General features: G+C 69.2%; 13 protein-coding genes. 9 read left to right on the forward strand and 4 right to left on the reverse strand.

Features of this window, described 5'->3' with window-relative positions:
• Nucleotides 1-373: 373 nt before the first annotated feature.
• Both ACIP79_RS11760 and ACIP79_RS11765 read left to right on the forward strand, forming a co-directional pair.
• Nucleotides 374-886: an SRPBCC family protein gene (locus ACIP79_RS11760; RefSeq protein ID WP_401222225.1), complete on the forward strand. Its 513-nt coding sequence runs from the start codon at nt 374-376 to the stop codon at nt 884-886.
• Between the two features lie 144 nt (nt 887-1,030).
• On the forward strand, nt 1,031-3,358 hold the full coding sequence (locus ACIP79_RS11765; protein WP_401222227.1) for an FdhF/YdeP family oxidoreductase: 2,328 nt from the start codon (nt 1,031-1,033) through the stop codon (nt 3,356-3,358).
• Between the two features lie 39 nt (nt 3,359-3,397).
• Here the strand turns inward: ACIP79_RS11765 and ACIP79_RS11770 are convergent, their stop codons facing one another.
• Nucleotides 3,398-3,553 (reverse strand): hypothetical protein, encoded by a 156-nt coding sequence (locus tag ACIP79_RS11770; RefSeq protein ID WP_401222229.1) that lies wholly within the window; start codon nt 3,551-3,553, stop codon nt 3,398-3,400.
• A gap of 760 nt (nt 3,554-4,313) precedes the next feature.
• Here ACIP79_RS11770 and ACIP79_RS11775 point away from each other — a divergent pair.
• From ACIP79_RS11775 to ACIP79_RS11805, 7 genes are all read left to right on the forward strand, one after another.
• On the forward strand, nt 4,314-5,900 hold the full coding sequence (locus ACIP79_RS11775; protein WP_401222231.1) for an ABC transporter substrate-binding protein: 1,587 nt from the start codon (nt 4,314-4,316) through the stop codon (nt 5,898-5,900).
• 20 nt (nt 5,901-5,920) lie between these two features.
• On the forward strand, nt 5,921-6,889 hold the full coding sequence (locus tag ACIP79_RS11780) for an ABC transporter permease (protein ID WP_401222720.1): 969 nt from the start codon (nt 5,921-5,923) through the stop codon (nt 6,887-6,889).
• 5 nt (nt 6,890-6,894) lie between these two features.
• Complete coding sequence (locus tag ACIP79_RS11785; RefSeq protein WP_401222233.1) at nt 6,895-7,779, forward strand: ABC transporter permease; 885 nt, start codon at nt 6,895-6,897, stop codon at nt 7,777-7,779.
• 44 nt (nt 7,780-7,823) lie between these two features.
• Nucleotides 7,824-8,735 carry an ABC transporter ATP-binding protein gene (locus ACIP79_RS11790; RefSeq protein WP_401222721.1) on the forward strand — a complete coding sequence of 304 codons (912 nt, stop codon included), beginning with the start codon at nt 7,824-7,826 and terminating at the stop codon, nt 8,733-8,735.
• Nucleotides 8,728-9,390 (forward strand): ABC transporter ATP-binding protein, encoded by a 663-nt coding sequence (locus ACIP79_RS11795; protein WP_401222235.1) that lies wholly within the window; start codon nt 8,728-8,730, stop codon nt 9,388-9,390. Before ACIP79_RS11790 ends, ACIP79_RS11795 begins: the two co-directional genes overlap by 8 nt.
• The gene (locus tag ACIP79_RS11800) at nt 9,387-9,593 is read left to right on the forward strand and encodes a hypothetical protein (protein ID WP_401222237.1); all 207 of its coding nucleotides are present in this window, start codon (nt 9,387-9,389) and stop codon (nt 9,591-9,593) included. Before ACIP79_RS11795 ends, ACIP79_RS11800 begins: the two co-directional genes overlap by 4 nt.
• Before the next feature lie 838 nt (nt 9,594-10,431).
• Nucleotides 10,432-11,220: a 4'-phosphopantetheinyl transferase family protein gene (locus ACIP79_RS11805; RefSeq protein ID WP_401222239.1), complete on the forward strand. Its 789-nt coding sequence runs from the start codon at nt 10,432-10,434 to the stop codon at nt 11,218-11,220.
• Nucleotides 11,221-11,463: 243 nt separating this feature from the next.
• Here ACIP79_RS11805 and ACIP79_RS11810 read toward each other — a convergent pair whose 3' ends face one another.
• The 3 genes from ACIP79_RS11810 to ACIP79_RS11820 all read right to left on the reverse strand — a co-directional run bounded on the left by ACIP79_RS11810 (nt 11,464) and on the right by ACIP79_RS11820 (nt 16,216).
• Entirely contained in the window at nt 11,464-12,276 is an 813-nt protein-coding gene (locus ACIP79_RS11810) for a LuxR C-terminal-related transcriptional regulator (protein ID WP_383685178.1), read from the reverse strand.
• Nucleotides 12,277-13,142: 866 nt separating this feature from the next.
• Nucleotides 13,143-16,088: an AAA family ATPase gene (locus tag ACIP79_RS11815; RefSeq protein WP_401222241.1), complete on the reverse strand. Its 2,946-nt coding sequence runs from the start codon at nt 16,086-16,088 to the stop codon at nt 13,143-13,145.
• The gene (locus tag ACIP79_RS11820; RefSeq protein WP_401222753.1) at nt 16,049-16,216 is read right to left on the reverse strand and encodes a hypothetical protein; all 168 of its coding nucleotides are present in this window, start codon (nt 16,214-16,216) and stop codon (nt 16,049-16,051) included. Before ACIP79_RS11820 ends, ACIP79_RS11815 begins: the two co-directional genes overlap by 40 nt.
• Nucleotides 16,217-16,303 lie beyond the last annotated feature (87 nt).

The raw sequence follows: 16,303 nt of genomic DNA on the forward strand, positions 1-16,303 counted from the left end.
ATCAGGACAGTCACCCACTGAGCCCCACGGGGGCAGCGTCAACAATCCAGACTCCGCCTGTTACCGGCGGACCACCACCTGAGGACCGGCTCGTCCAAGCCGCCCCGTGACGTGTGGCTTCCCCCGGGTGCCCCCTCGGGCCCGTCACACACCTTCAGCCACATCTGCCGCACCACGGACGTGGACCGAACCGCATCGCCTGGCCAGGCCGGCGCGTCGAAGGGCAAGCCACGCCGGAACAGACACTCGAGCGGAGGCCACGATGACCTGTACCCGCGTGAGAAGTGCGCGGCGAACCGTCAAGGGGTTGGCTAGCGTGGGAGAGGGTACGCGGCCTGCGTCCACCCGGCTGGTGCGGAGAGGAGCAGCGCCGATGAGCGTGATCGAAGGCTCGGTCGACGTGAACGTGCCGGTCAAGGCGGCCTACAACCAGTGGACCCAGTTCGAGAGTTTCCCCCAGTTCATGGACGGCGTGGAGCGGGTCGACAAACCCCAGGCCACCCTGTCGCACTGGGTGACCCGCTTCGGTGGAGTGACCCGGGAGTTCGACGCGAAGGTCGTCGAACAGCGCCCCGACGAGCAAGTGAGCTGGCACAGCCTGGAGGAGCCCTACCACACGGGGTCCGTGCAGTTCGAGCCCTTGGGCGACACCGCTTGCCGGGTGACGTACCGCGTCGAATTCACTCCGCATGGCCTGGTCGAGCGGGCCGGTGACGCGCTTGGCGCGGTCCGTCGGCAGGTCCACGGCAGTCTGCGGGGCTTCAAGGAGTACGTCGAGGGCCAAGGCGCGGCGACCGGCGAGTGGCGCGGAACCATCAGCGACGGCCATGTGCAGCCGCAGGCCAAGCCGGAGCCCCGGCAAGTGCCGCACTGGCCCACCGGGTGAACGCCGCCCTGCCCTGCTCGTGAGAACCGCCAACGGCAACGAAGCCGTCGGGCAGGGGACCGCCAGCAGGTGATACCGGCCGTCGTTCACCCGTCCGGGCGCACTGCTCGCACGAAACGGCGGTACTGAGCGAAAGGCTGACACGTGCGAGACTCATCGACCGGAGACCCCGGTGGCGAACAGGCGAAAATCACGCCGCCGAAGACCTGGGCGGCCGGTGTACCAGCGGTCGCCCACGCGGTCCAGTACTCCCTGGCCGAGACGTCGCCGCGGCGTACGGCCCTGAACCTGCTCGACCTGAACCAGGCCAAGGGGTTCGACTGCCCGGGCTGCGCCTGGCCGGACCCTGACCCGGGCAACCGGCATCTTAATGAGTACTGCGAGAACGGTGCGAAGCACACCAACGACGAAGCCACCACTCGGCGCATCACTCCCGAGTTCTTCGCGCGCCACTCCGTCACCGACCTGGCGCGGGCCTCGGACCGGTGGCTGAATCAACAGGGCCGACTGACCCACCCGATGGTGAAGCGGCCGGGGTCCGACCACTACGAGCCGATCAACTGGCACGAGGCCCTCGGGCTGCTGGCCGAGGAGCTGCGGAGCCTCGACACTCCCGACGAGGCGGTCTTCTACACCTCGGGCCGGGCAGGCAATGAGCCCGCGTTCGTCCTTCAGCTCTTCGCCCGCGCCCTGGGCACCAACAACCTGCCGGACTGCTCCAACATGTGCCACGAGTCCAGCGGCCTCGCTCTCCACGAGACACTGGGCATCGGCAAGGGCGATGTCAGTCTGGCGGACATCCATCACGCCGACCTCATCCTCACTCTGGGCCAGAACCCTGGCAGCAACCACCCCCGCATGCTCTCGGCGCTGGAGGAGACCAAGCGCAGGGGCGGCAAGATCGTCGCCGTCAACCCCCTGCCCGAGGCGGGTCTGATGCGCTTCAAGAATCCGCAGAAGGCGAGCGGGGTGATCGGCCGAGGCACCAACATCGCCGACCAGTTCCTCCAGATCCGCCTGGGCGGCGACCTCGCTCTCTTCCAGGCCCTGAACCTCCTGCTGCTCGAAGCCGAGGAAGCCGCGCCAGGAACCGTACTGAACCGCTCGTTCGTCGACGCCCACACCAACGGCTTCGACGAGTTCGCCGACCACCTGCGCCGCACCGTCTCCTGGCCCGATGTCCTGGCCGCCACGGGACTGCGGCGGTCACAGATCGAGGAACTGCGCGACCGGGTCCTGGCCAGCGAACGGATCGTGGTCTGTTGGGCGATGGGCCTCACCCAGCAGAAACACGCGGTACCCACCATCCGCGAGGTGGTGAACTTCCTCCTCCTGCGGGGCAACATCGGCAGGCCCGGCACGGGCGTCTGCCCGGTGCGCGGACACAGCAACGTCCAGGGCGACCGGACCATGGGCATCTGGGAACAGATGCCGCAGGACTTCCTCGACGCGCTGGGACGCGAGTTCTCCTTCACCCCTCCCGCCGCACACGGCCTGGACACGGTGAACTCGATCCGTGCCATGGCCGAGGGCCGGATCAAGGTATTTCTGGGGCTCGCGGGCAATTTCGTGCGAGCCACTCCCGACAGCGACTTCACCGCGGACGCGATGCGCCGGTGCCGTCTCACGGCCCACATTTCCACCAAGCTCAATCGTTCCCACGCGGTGTGTGGCGACACCGCGCTGATCCTTCCCACGCTGGGCCGCAGTGAGCGCGATCGCCAGAGCGGCGGCGAGCAGTTCATCACCGTCGAGGACTCCATGAGCCAGGTGCACGCCTCGGCAGGGCGTCGGGAACCGGCTTCGAAGCACCTGCTCAGCGAAGTGGCGATTCTGAGCAGACTCGCCCTCCGCACACTCGGGGACCGAGTGCCCGTTCCGTGGAAGGATTTCGAGGCGGACTACGGGCACATCCGGGAGCGCATCGCCCGGATCGTTCCGGGCTTTCACAACTTCAACGCCCGGGCGGCCAGGCCGGGTGGCTTCGGCCTGCCGAACCCGGTCAACGACGGCGTCTTTCCCACGCCCAGCGGCAAGGCGCTGTTCACCTGCAACGACTTCGAGATGCTGAGCGCCCCGGCGGGGCACCTGCTGCTCCAGACGCTGCGCTCGCACGACCAGTGGAACACGGTGCCCTACACGACGAACGATCGCTACCGCGGCATTCACGGCTCGCGTCGCGTTGTCATGGTCAACCCGGCCGACCTGCGTGCCCTCGGCCTGGACGACGGCGCGCGGGTCGACGTGGTGAGTGTCTGGCGGGACGGTACCGAGCGCCGGGCGGAGGACTTTCGGCTGGTTTCATACTCCACGCCTCCGGGCTGCGCCGCGGCGTACTACCCGGAGGCCAACGTCCTCGTACCGCTGGACAGCGTGGCCGATCAGAGCAACACCCCGACGTCCAAAGGGATCCTGGTCCGCTTGGAGCCGCGTCATCTTGCTGGTCCGGTACCAGGTCTCGGGCCGAACTGATCCCTGTCGCGGTTGGTCCGGTCCGATGTGCTTGCTGCCTCAGCTGGACTGGTCGGGGGAGGGGTAGCCGACACTCTCTGTGTAAACGCGGCCCTGTTCACACAGGGCGTCGATCTCGAGGTTCTCTTCCTCGTTCAGTTGCGCATCCAGCGCGACATCGATGACGCGTCGGGCGGGAGGACCGCCGAGCGACATCCCGATCGACGATGAATCTGCCGTCGGTGTACTCGTCCGCGGTTACGAATGCCTGGCGGGACCGGATCCGGTCGAGGGACACCACGAACTCGTCCAGGTCCTGGAGGACCGCGCGCCAATCTCGCCGTCGCCCTCGACAGCTTGGGCGACGCAACCACGAGTAGCTGTCACCTTGGCCACCCACGTGATGAAGGCACCGGGGTCAGTGTTGGTGGCGTGGTCCTGGTCCCAGCAGTTGTCCGTCCCGGACCAGACCCGCGCCCGTCTCGTCGCAGGCCGACTCGATCCCGAGCACGATCGGTGAGCTCACTCGTCAGCCCCTTCATGCGTTGATGTAGTTATTGCAAATAGTGTGCAATAAGAAGGCCGAGTTGTGTACCCGATCAGGGAAATGCTGGTCACCGCCCAGGGGGGCGCGCCCCTGTTGTCCTCCAGAGCCCTCGAACCCCGAGGTGCCGAGCAGTGAATCCCGCGCGACCAGGTCCAAGCCCCTGCCGTCACCGTCGTCGGGATCGGCGCCGACGGCTGGCGGGGGCTCCCGGGCCCCTCCCGCGTGGCACTTGTGCGAGGCCGAGGTCCGACGACAGTCCACATGGCGTCGATGAAGTCGACCTTCTCAACTGGCAGGACATGGCGCAGCGTTACGCCGCCGCCAAGGAGAGGGAGGGAGGCGGGGCGTGGACTGATGTGCGACTGTCATGGGTAATCCGTGATTGCAACTAATATGCAAGAACATTTTTACCGCAACAGGGAGTGGCTCATGACGACCCGTTGGATACGAGGCGCCGCCGTTGCCGCGGCGATGGTCAGCGGGGTCGCCGCATGCTCGGCGCCCGGCGGCGGTTCCGGCGGTGGCACGTCCGCCGACTCGGTGGTGATCGGGGTGGCCTCGGAGCCGGACTCGCTCAGCCCCCTGCTCGGCTACGGCAAGGACGGCAACTCCAAGCTCTTCGACGGTCTCCTCGCCCGGAACGCCGATCTGAAGCTCGTACCCGCCCTGGCGAAGGCGCTGCCCGAGGTCGGCGCCGACGGCCTGACCTACACCTACACCCTGCGCGACGGGGTCGAGTTCAGCGACGGCGAGCCACTCACCGCCGCCGACGTGGTCTTCACCTACGAGACCGTCCTCGACGAGAAGACCAACAACACCTCCCGCAGCGAACTCGACGCCATCAAGGACGTGCGGGCGGACGGCGACGACAAGGTCGTCTTCACCCTCAAGTACCCCTACGCGCCCTTCGCCGACCGTACGATCCTGCCCGTCGTCCCCGAGCACGTGGCGGGCGACCAGGACCCCAACACCGGCTCCTTCAACACCAAGCCGATCGGCACAGGCCCGTACGTCCTCTCCGCCTGGAGCAAGGGCGAGAAGCTCACCTTCAAGGCCAACCCCCACTACTGGGGCGGCGCGCCGAAAGTGAAGACCGTCACCATGGCCGTCATCGAGGACGACGACGTACGAGCCACCCGGCTCCGCTCCGGCGACCTGGACGGCGCGATACTCCCGCCCAACCTCGCCGCCACCTTCAAGAACGACAGCGACAGGAAGACCTACGGCGCCAAGTCCTACGACTTCCGCACCGTCACCCTCCCCACCCAGAACAAGGTCGCCGGCGACCGGGCGATCCGCCTGGCCCTGGACGCCGCCGTGGACCGCGAGGCCATGGCGGAGAAGATCCTCGACGGCGCGGGCCGCCCGGCATACGGGCCACTGCCGGTCGGCGACCCGTGGTTCACGAAGGGCATCGAACGCCCCCAGGACCTGGACAAGGCCAAGCAGATCCTGGACCGGGCGGGCTGGAAGGCCGGCGCCGACGGCGTCCGTGCCAAGAGCGGCCGGCGAGCCGCCTTCACCCTCCTCTACCCCTCTGGCGACAAGGTCCGCCAGGACCACGCCCTCGCCTACGCCTCAGACGTCAAGAAGGCCGGCATCGACGTGAAGGTGGAGAGCGCCACCTGGGAGGTCATCGAGCCGAGGATGAAGGACGACGCTGTCCTGGCCGGGGGCGGCAGTACCGGAGACCCCGACTTCGGCCTCTACACGCTGCTGTACTCCTCCCTCGCGGGCGACGGCTTCAACAACATGGGCCGCTACGACAACCCGGCCGTCGACAACGCGCTCGACACCGGCCGCCGCAGCCAGGACGAGGCGACACGGAGGGCGGCGTACGACACGCTGCAGCGGGAGCTGGTGAAGGACCCCGGCTACACCTTCCTCACCCACATCGACCACCTCTACGTCCTCGCCGACCGATGGACCGGCCTGACCACCCAACTGGAGCCGCACGAGCACGGATTCGCCAGCGGACCGTGGTGGAACCTCGAGGACTGGCAGCCCAAGCGGTGAGCCCACTGCCCTGGGGGCCCATGGCCCGGCTGGCCGGGCGGCGGACCCTGTTCGCCGCCCCGGTCCTGCTCGTCGTCACCTTCGGCATGTTCGCGATCGCCGCCGCCTCCCCCTTCGACCCGGTACGCGCGTACGCCGGCACAGCCGCTCTCGGCGCCGACCAGGCCACCCTGGACCGACTGCGCGCCAACCTCGGCGTGGACCAGCCCTTCACCGAGCGCTGGTGGCACTGGCTGACTTCGGCTCTCACCGGTGACCTCGGCCAATCCAGCGTGATGCGCCAGCCGGTGGCCGAAGTGATCGGTGAACGCCTCGTCTGGTCCGCGCTGTTGTGCGCCGTCGCATTCGTGGCGGCTGTGCTGATGGGCACGGCGCTCGGTGTGCTCGCTGCCCGCCGACAAGGCGGGTGGCTCGACCGTGCGGTCACCTCGCTCGCCTACATTCTCTCGGCTGCCCCGGTGTTCTGGACCGCCTTGCTCGTCATCTGGCTGTTCGCCCTCCGCCTGGACCTCCTCCCGGCGGGCGGCCTGACCGACACCGTCAGCGAACAGGTCACCCCCGGCCAGGTGGCAAGCCACCTCGTACTGCCCGCCGGAGTCCTCGCCGTCTCCCAACTCCCCTGGTTCACCCTGTACGTCCGCCAGGGCGTCGCCGACGCCCTGGCCGAGGACCCGGTACGCGGTGCCCGCGCCCGTGGCCTGAGCGAACACACCGTCCTGCTCGGCCACGCCCTACGCTCCGGCCTGCTCCCGGTCCTCACCCTGATCGGCTCCCGCGTGCCCGAACTCATCACCGGCGCCCTGCTGGTGGAGAGCGTCTTCAGCTGGCCCGGTATCGCGGCGGCCACGGTGGAGGCGGCCACCGCCGTCGACTTCCCGCTCCTGGCCGCCCTCACCGCGCTGGCCACCGTCGCCGTCCTGGCCGGCAACCTGCTCGCGGACCTGCTCTACGGACTCTTCGACCCGAGGGTGAAGCTCAGTGAAATGTGACTCCCATGGCTGAGGCCGCAGTCGATGCCGATCCGAAGTGGCGGTCGTACGGGACCCGTCGCCGCTCCACCCGCACCGTCCGGGTGCGCACCTCCGTCACCCTGGTCGCCGTGACCGTCCTCGCGGTCCTGCTCGTCCCGCCGCTGGTCCAACTCGACCAACAGGCCGTCGACCTGGCCGCGAAACTGCAACCGCCCTCCTGGGCCCACCCCTTCGGCACCGACGACGTCGGCCGCGACCTGCTCTTGCGCTGCGTCTACGGGCTGCGCGTCTCCCTCTTCGTCGGGGTCGTGGCGGCGCTGACGGCGACGTTGATCGGTACGGCCGTCGGCGCCACGGCCGGAGCACTCGGCGGCTGGGCCGACCGGGGCATCATGCGGCTGGTCGACACCTTCTCCTCCATTCCGCATCTGCTGCTGGGCATCTTCATCGTCGCCATGTTCCGCCCCGGCGTCTGGCCGGTGGTGATCTCGGTCGGGCTCACCCACTGGCTGTCGACCGCCCGGATCGTCCGCGCCGAGGTGCTGTCCCTGCGCTCCCGTCCGTACATCGACGCAGCCGTCTCCGGAGGCGCGTCGAGGTGGCGGGTGACGGTGCGGCATCTGCTGCCCGCCGTACTGCCGCAGGCCGCGCTGGCCGCCGTTCTGATGGTGCCGCACGCCATGTGGCACGAGTCCGCCCTCTCCTTCCTCGGGCTCGGCCTGCCCGCCCACATGGCCAGCCTCGGCAACCTCATCCAGAACGCCCGCGGTTCGCTGCTCGCCGGGCAGTGGTGGCCCACTCTCTTCCCCGGCCTGCTCCTCATCGTCCCGACCCTCGCCATCGCGGGCCTCGCCGGGGCCTGGCGGGAGCGGATCAACCCCCGCCGCCGATCGGAGCTGATGCTGTGAAAGCCGCTGTCCTGTCCGTACGCGGACTGTCGGTGCGTTTCCTCATGCCCGGCGGGCGCCGCATCGCCGCCGTCACCGACGCGCACTTCGACGTGGCGGAGGGGGAGTGCCTGGCCCTGATCGGCGAGAGCGGCTGCGGCAAGTCCGTCCTCGTCTCCGCCCTCCTCGGCCTGCTCCCCACCAACGCCCAGACCACCGGCGAGGCCCGCCTCGGAGACCTCGACCTGCTCGCGGCAGACGAGCGCACCCTGGCCCGCACGGTCCGTGGCCGCCGTATCGGCCTCATCCCGCAGAGCCCGGCCGCACACCTGACCGCCGTCCGCACCATCCGCTCCCAACTGGAGGAGACGGTCGCGGCGTTGACCGGAGTACGAGGGCGCGCGGCCGTCCGTATCGCCGCTGAGGCGGCAGCCGAACGGGCGGCGTTCCCCGCGGACCACCTCGACCGCCACCCGCACGAACTCTCCGGCGGCCTGGCCCAACGCGCCGCCACCGCCCTCGCCCTTGTCGGCGACGCGCCCCTGCTCCTCGCCGACGAACCGACCACCGGACTCGACCGTGACCTCGTGGACCACACGGTCGACGAACTACGCCGCCACGTGGACACCGCCGACCGGGCCCTCCTGGTGATCACCCACGACCTGGCGGCAGCTGAGCGCATCGCCGACCGCGTGGCGGTCATGTACGCGGGTCGCATCGTCGAACTCACCGACGCGACAACCTTCTTCGGTGCCCCCGGCCCACGCCACCCCTACAGCCGCGGCCTCCTGCAAGCCCTGCCCGACCGCGCCTTCACCCCCATCCCCGGCATGCCCCCCGAACTCGGCGATCTCCCCGACGGCTGCGCCTTCACCGCCCGCTGCCACCTGGCCACCACAGCCTGTGCCGCAGTGCCACAACTGACGGACACGGTCGCCTGCCACCACCCGTATGTGCCGGAGGACATCCGTGCTTGAACTGCGCGCCATCACCGCCGGATACGACCGACACACCCGCGTGGTCCGGGACGCCTCCCTCACCGTCGAGCCCGGCGAGGCTGTCGGACTCTTCGGCCCCAGCGGCTGCGGCAAATCCACCCTCGCCCGCGTCGCAGCCCTCCTCCACCGTCCCGACTCCGGGACCCTGACCCTGGACGGCGAGCCAGTACGCCACTGGCGCCACCGCGCCCCACGCACCCAACGCACCGCCATCGGCGTCGTCTTCCAGCAGCCCAGACTCTCCGCCGACCCCCGACTGCCACTCACCGACCTCATCGCGGAACCACTCCGCGCGAACGGCCGCCGGGACGAAGCGCGCGACCGGGTCGCCGCACTCGCCCGCACCGTGGGCCTGACCTCCGACCTGCTGACCCGACGCCCTCACGAGGTCAGCGACGGCCAGCTCCAACGCGCCTGCCTGGCCCGCGCCCTCGTCCTACGCCCCCGCTGGCTGATCTGCGACGAGATGACCGCCATGCTCGACGCCTCCACCAGCGCCGCGCTCGTCACGGCCGTCGAGGAATACCGCACCGCGACCGGCGCCGGCCTGCTCGCCGTGGGCCACGACCAGGTACTCCTCAACCGCTGGTGTGAACGGACGGTCCACTGGGAGGCGCTGACGCTGTCTGGTTGAGCTTCACAGCCAGGGCCGGCCGACTTCAAAAAAGCTCGCGTGTCGAGGTACTGGCAAGTCCTGCCGGCCACGTCGTGCCGCCGACCGAGCTGAGGCGTCCGTTGCCGCCGCCCCGCACCTCCCGGACCACCCTGGCCAAGCTGCTGCTGGACGAGGCCGAGGCGGGCAGGCACGGCAACGGCATTGTCGTACCCCTGAGTTAGCCGTCCGGCGTGGAACTTGAGCAATTCGCGAGCGAGGCTCCGGTGGCGAGCGCTGTTGTAGTGCTTTGGCTGAATCTCGTGGATCGAGAAGCGGGTGAGGCCTACGAGTTCTGGGTATCGAGGCATCCGTGCTGGTGGCCACAACTTGCACGGCATTAAGTACGGTGTTGCGCCTCGTCCTCGGGCGAGTCGGCCCATGATTAGCTGACCAGGAAATAGATGTTCCGGGGGTTGATTCCTTACTGAAGGGCTATTGGGGGAGGGAACGGGGGCGTAAGTGGGCACCGGTGTGTGGACCACACAATTCAATCGGCATCGGATCGGCCTGCCCACCCAGGCCGCTCACCCGGTGCCGACAGCTCGACCGTGTTCGGTCTGCCGGACTCGAAGCCGAGGTCACGGTCGGTCGAGGTGCAGGCGAGGCGTGGGTCTACGCCCGTAGGACCGCCGGGACGGACCCGGCGCCGACGGCATCGCGAAGCTCAGGTGGACGGCGGCCGGTAATGGGCCGCCAATCGGCACGAGGGGAGAGGCCACTCTCCTCGGGTGACGGCCGCGGAAGGCCACTCTCCCTTTTCCGCGGCTTATCGACAGAGGCCGCAAAGAGTTTGACGCACGTGCGGACTTCGTAGCTCAGGTGGTGCCCCTCATTCGGAGTGGGCGCTCCGGCACAAGGCGGGAGAGCGGCATTGGCTAGCCACTCGCATTCGACACGTGTGGTGCGTGGCGACTTCGGAAGGATGTCGAGTCATGGAAAGGCGGGCCATGGACCCGGCAGCCCTGACGGGATCGGCGTCCAGGCAGGCGGGACCGGCGGCGGGGGCCCTGAGGAAGCACCATGACGCTTCCCGGCGAATCGACCGTGGGCCCGCCGCTCCATGAGCCCATCGAGGTCAGGCACGGGGGCGATGGCTGGGAACGGGTGAGTCGTGATCTGCGGGAGTGCGGGACCGCCCTCCTGCACACACGGCTGGCCGACTGGCGACCGGAGGAGGAGGACGGACCTGGGCTGCGCCGACTGCTGGGCCGGGACTGGTCCCGCTACCTCGACGTCACCCATCCCGACACCCGGGTCCGCTACGCAGCCTTCTGTGCTCTGCTGAGGCACGCGGCAGGGGAGATGCTGGGCGGCGATCCCGGGGTCCTGGAGCTCAGTTACGGGCCTGCCGGGCGCCCTTATCTGCGCGGCTGCGACCGGGTCGACATCAGCCTCTGTCACACCGGGGGCCTGCTTCTGGTGGGTCTCACGACCCGGGGGCTGATCGGTGTGGACGCGGACCTCGCCGACCGCCAGTTGTCCGGCTCGGGCCTGGACGGGCACATGTGCACGCCGTACGAGCTGGTCTCGCTCGCCAACCTGCCGGAGCTGGACCGCAGTCCGGCCCTGGTGCGACTGCAGACGCTCAAGGAGGCCTACGGCAAGGCGATCGGGGCGGAGAGACGGCCCCGGTTCACGGAGTTCGGGTTCGGCCCCGACGGCAGGCCCGTGAAGGTGCGCCGGCCGGACGGCACACCCGGCGCCAGTGCCGAGTGGGCGTTCCGTACCTTCCTGCTGCCCAACGGGTACTGCGTGAGTGCCGCCGTGTACGACGCGGGCCTCGCGGCCTCGTTCCCGCACGCCACCTGACGTGAGGCGGGGGAGGGCGATCGTCGGGGTCGCGACGCGTGTGGGGGCGGGGTGCGCGGGCGCCCTGCTTGGGTGTGTGCCTGGGTGTGCCGGGTCGGCGAGTGCGGGGACGGTGCGCGAGGTTTGTCCGTGGGCCGACAGCGACAAGGGCTGGGGCTGGAAGCGTCAGGGCCGCCGGTGTCAGCCGGCGACGGCTGGGCATCTCGCCGGTGACGGCGAGATGCCCCTCGGCCCCGAACCTTCCTAGTCCGCCGCGTCGGGCTGGACCAGCCCCGAAAGCGTGGCGTTGACCCCTGCCTGGAACCGGCTCGTCGCCTTCAGTTCCTCGGTGATCTCGGCGATGTGCCGGCGGCAGGTGCGCACCGACATACCGAGCCTGCGGGCCACCATCTCGTCCTTGTAGCCGTTCGCCATGAGCCGCATGATCGACACCTTGATCTCGTCGGCCAGGGGCTCGGGAGCGCGGGTGCCCGGCTGGAAGGGCGTGGCGCTCTGCCACAGGTGATCGAACACCGAGCACATGAAGGCGACCAGGTTGGGCTCCCTTATGATCACCGCGCCGCGCCCGGGGTCGGGCAGGTTCTGCTCGGGCAGGAAGGCGACCTCCCGGTCGTAGATGATCAGCCGGTCGATCAGTTCGTCGGTGGTGCGTATCTCCGCGCCCTTGGCGGTGACCTCGCTGACGTAGGCGCTGGTGACCAGATCGCTGCGCGCCGTGTGCTGGTAGAGGGTGCGCATCCGGACGCCTCGGTCGAGGGCGGCGACGTTGGAGTCCCGTACGGCGTCCAGGAGTTGGGGCGGCCGGGCGCCGCCGGGCTGGACGGTCAGCATCTCGGTGCGGGCGTGGAGCAGATGCTCGTCGAGCAGCGCGCGAATGGTGTCGACCTCGGTGACCAGGTCGAAGGCTTCCATCTGGTTGCGTTGGCGCCGGCCCTCGAAGTAGGTCGGCATCAGCGACAGCATGCGGGTGCGGACCTCGTTGACGGCCTGCTGGAGCTCGCGTATCTGCCCCTCCGGGGCGCCGAGCAGCTCCGCCGCGGCGGCGTCCGGACTCACCGGGGCCAACCGGTCCGGGTCACCCGGTAAGGGCTGTAGCAGGCGAAGATGACGCAACACGCCCTCGATTCGCCGGACTTCCGCGGTTGACACCTGTAATTCAGCGGCTATTTCTTCTGGAACGAACTCACCCCGTTGGACAGCTTGTCGATATGCCACGGCACTTGAGTGGTCCAGTTCGGCGAACTCCGGTGTGGAACCATTGATTCCCCCCATGCAACTCTGCCCCCCGTGCGGACTCTAGTTGTTGCCATGCAACTTTACGCCAGCGGAGCTCACTTGGAGGAAGTCGGGAGTGGGGGCATCGTAGGGCTCGTCACCTCGCGAGAGGTTTGAGACGCCAAGAGGAAGTAGGGAGCGTCTCGTCTGCAGGAACGAAGTCGAAGCCTAATGGGGGAATTAATGGGGCTCTTCGCATTGAAATACGCCATTTCGGACGGCATGTCCGTGAGTGGGGTCCTGAGTCGCTCGGCGACCGGACCCGCAGCCGCAGGCCCGGTGGGAGCTAGCGCGCGTGTCATGGGTCGGCTACCCGGTTCGGAGGACGACAACGGCTGGCCGCTCATGGAATCCTGACTTGAGTCATGGTGGCCCCTCCCCTGTGCGGGGAGGGGCCACCGTTCTGCGTGGGGGACTTACCGGGCTGAATCGACAGATCCGGAGTCCGCGGACCAGGGCATTACGCCGATACCCCGCCCTGGGAACCGCCCGTGGCCGGCCGGGTATTGCGGCAGCAATTATTCATCGAGTGCTAAATATTCCCGGTCTGGGCAAGGCGAATTCCCGGAGTCGGCATTGACGCCTGCTACGGCAAAGCTGCCGTGAGAACCCGGCTGTCGGCATCCGGGTCCGGGCCGGTGAAAATCTCAGGGGGCCTCCACGGAGGCCAGTGGGAGATCCATGGGGAGATCCTGCCGACGGGTGATCTTGAGTTTGCGGTAGACCTTGGTGAGGTGCTGTTCCACCGTACTCACCGTGATGTAGAGCCTCAGTGAGATCTCACGGTTGGTGTAGCCGTGTGCCGCGAGTGCGGCGACCCGCTGCTCCGAGCTGCTGAGCTTCGAGTCGATCGCGGTGTCCGCCGGGATCAGGGTCCGTTCGCGGGTCAGGTCCCTGGGCGCCCTGCCGGGAATCGTCTCCTCGCACAGGGGTTTGGCGCCACAGGCGTGCGCGAGGTTCCACGCGCGTCGGGTGACCGTGTTGCCCCGGCTGTTCTCGCCCAGGGACTGCAGAGTCCTTCCGAGGTCGGCCAGTGCGCCGGCGAGCTCGATCCGGTCTCCCGACCGGCGCAGCTCCTCGATCGCCTGACCGAGCAGCGCTGGACGCTCCCCCTGCGGCGCCGTCTTCGCACGCATCCGCAGCGAGATTCCGCGCACCCACGGATGGCGGGCGTCGGGTGACGCGAGCTGGTGGTGGATGAGCCGCTCAGCCTGCTGCGACTCGCCCGCCCTCAGTAGCGCCTCGGCCGCGTCCGTACGCCAGGGCAGTACGACGGGCCTGTCCAGATCCCATCGCTTCAGCAGCCGGCCGGCCTCGGTGAAGTCGCTGAGCGCCAGATGCAACTGGTCGGTGGCCAGGTAGTACAGACCGCGGGCGCGCAGATATCCGGGGCCGTGGATGCTGTCGAACAGCTGGTCCTCGGCAGGCCGGTTGAGCCGGTCCGCCGCGGCGGCGTGCTCGCCCGTCATGGTGTGTGTCCGGATGAGCACCGCCATGGGCGCGGAGGCGAAGGACCCCGCCGTCGGTTCCGGCAGTACGTCGAGGGCTGCGGAAGCCCGTAGCTCGGCCCCGCGAAGATCGCCGAGCCGCAGCAGTACCTCCGCGTGGAGGGTGGCGAACAGCGCCTGCCAGCCCGGTGCCCCGCGGCGCTCGGCCTCGTCGGCGAGGCGCTGGCTCCAGTGGGCGGCCCGCTCGGGCTGCGGGGAATGGGAGAGGGAGCGGATCGCCTGGTTGAGCGCGTGGACGGTCGTGTCGGTGAGAACCGCCTGCTCCAGCACCCGTTCCGCCGCCGTGGCCGCGCTGCGGTCCGTCGCGTCGGGCACGTCCCAGTACGAGGTCAGCACCCGGCTGCCGGAGAGCTCCGGGAGATGAAGACCGGTGTCGTCCGTCGCGTTCGCGGTGCCGGCGATGTGATCGTTGATCCTGGCGGCCTCGGCGACGCGCCCCTGGTAGGCCAGCACGTGCGCGACCGCGCCCAGTTGAGGCCCCGTCAGGGTGTCGGCCCTGCGGTTGTCGAGAGGGGCTGTCAGGAGTCCCTCCGCGCCTCTCGGATCGAACCTCCACAGGACAGTGGCCAGCCGGGTGGTGATGTCGACGCGGATCCGCGCGTCGGCACACGCCTCAAGTGCCAGTTCCAGCGCGGCCGCCGCCTGCCTCGGCTCGTCCCGGGCGAGCAGCTGCTCGGCGCGGTTGCGCAACAGGTCCGCCGCCCAGGGGGTTTCCGACCAGGGGATGTCCGCCTGTGCGGAGGCGAGCAGGTGCCCGGTCACGGCCTTGGTGTGCTGACCGGTGTCGTGCAGCAGCCGGGCGACGCGGCGGTGCAGACCGGCCTGCTGCGCCGAGGTGAGCTCGTTGAGCACCGCCGTACGGGCCGCGGGATGCCGGAAGCCGCAGCCGTCGAGAATGCCGGCGTCGGTGAGCGCCGCCATGCCGCGCGCCGCGGCCGAGACGGTGGTGCCGTGCAACTCGGCGGCCCGCTCGGGGGTACCGAGGCTGCCCAGGATGCTGAAGGCGGCGGCCACCTCCCTGGCGGCCCGGCCACTGCGGCGCAGACAGGTGTCCACGGCGTGCGCGAAGAGCCCACCGGTCACCGGCTGGAGCGGCCGGGGCTCGGAGACCTCGGGCCACACGGCACGCCAGTCCTCGAGCAGCGCCCGCACCAGCAGTGGATTGCCGCCGCTCACGTTGTGCAGGTCCTCCACGAGGTGGTGGTAGTGCCTGGGCAACTCCGGTTCGGCGTCCAGGACTTGGGCCACCCCCAGTCGGCTGAGCCGGCGCAGCCGGACGCGCTGGAAGGAGGGGCTGTGGAGCAACTCGGACTGGAGTGAGGAGTTGGCGCTCCCGTGGTGCGGCGTGGCGGTCGCCACGAGGAGGATGCGCTCGGTGCGCACATGCCGGATGAAGTACCGCAGATACTGCAGAGAGAGCTCGTCGGCGTGGTGCAGATCGTCGATGAAGCACACCGCCGGTGTGGCCGCCGCGAAGTCGCGCAGCCAGGTGCAGAACTTACGCATCGACTCCGCCCGCGGCGGGCCGTCCTCCGGATCGGGCAACTCCGGCCGCCCGTACCCGGCCGGAGTGTTGTCCAGCAGTTGGCGGAGTACGCCCAGCGGTCGGCCGCTCTCGGCCTCCGTACCCTCCGCGCGGAGCACCACGGCCTGGGCCGCGGCCCGTTCGGCGGCGACGGCGAGAATAGCGGTCTTGCCGCAGCCCGCGGCTCCTTCCAGGAGCACTGTCCGGGTTCGTCCCGAAAGTGCCTCGGCGCAGGCCGAATCGAGTATGTCCAGTTCTTTGGTGCGATCTTTCAGCCTCACAGCGGTCCCCGTTCCGTGTGAACTGTATGAAACACATGTTCGCGTTGTCCGGTTCGAGTCTATGGACGGCGCAAGGTGCGAAACGCCGGAGGCCGATGGCCGAAAGTTGCACGGCATGAAGTCGCGGCCGGTTCGGCGTGGCGGCTTTACGAACACCGCGGGGCCGCTTTCCGCTGCTCCGCGGAGTGCCGTGGCCGTCACGTCGACGGCGAAGGCCAACGGGCTCCTCGCGGCCGGGATCACGGGGAGACGGCCCAGCTCGGGCGGGGGCCGTCGCATCGGCCCGGCAACAGGGGGGCGGGTGGACGGAACAGGGGTCGGTGCGGGTGGCCGTGGCGCACCGGAATGGATTTAATGCCACCTTGCTCTTCTTCGCTCTTCTTCTCGCCCTTCTTGTTCTTCTCCATTACCGGCCCTCATTTCACCGGCCGGACCAACGGCAGGGCAGGGGTAGGGGCGGGTAAGGGTGGTGAGCCGGATGGCCTCTCGATAAC

Source organism: Streptomyces sp. NPDC088747, assembly GCF_044751025.1.
Lineage (GTDB): Bacteria > Actinomycetota > Actinomycetes > Streptomycetales > Streptomycetaceae > Streptomyces.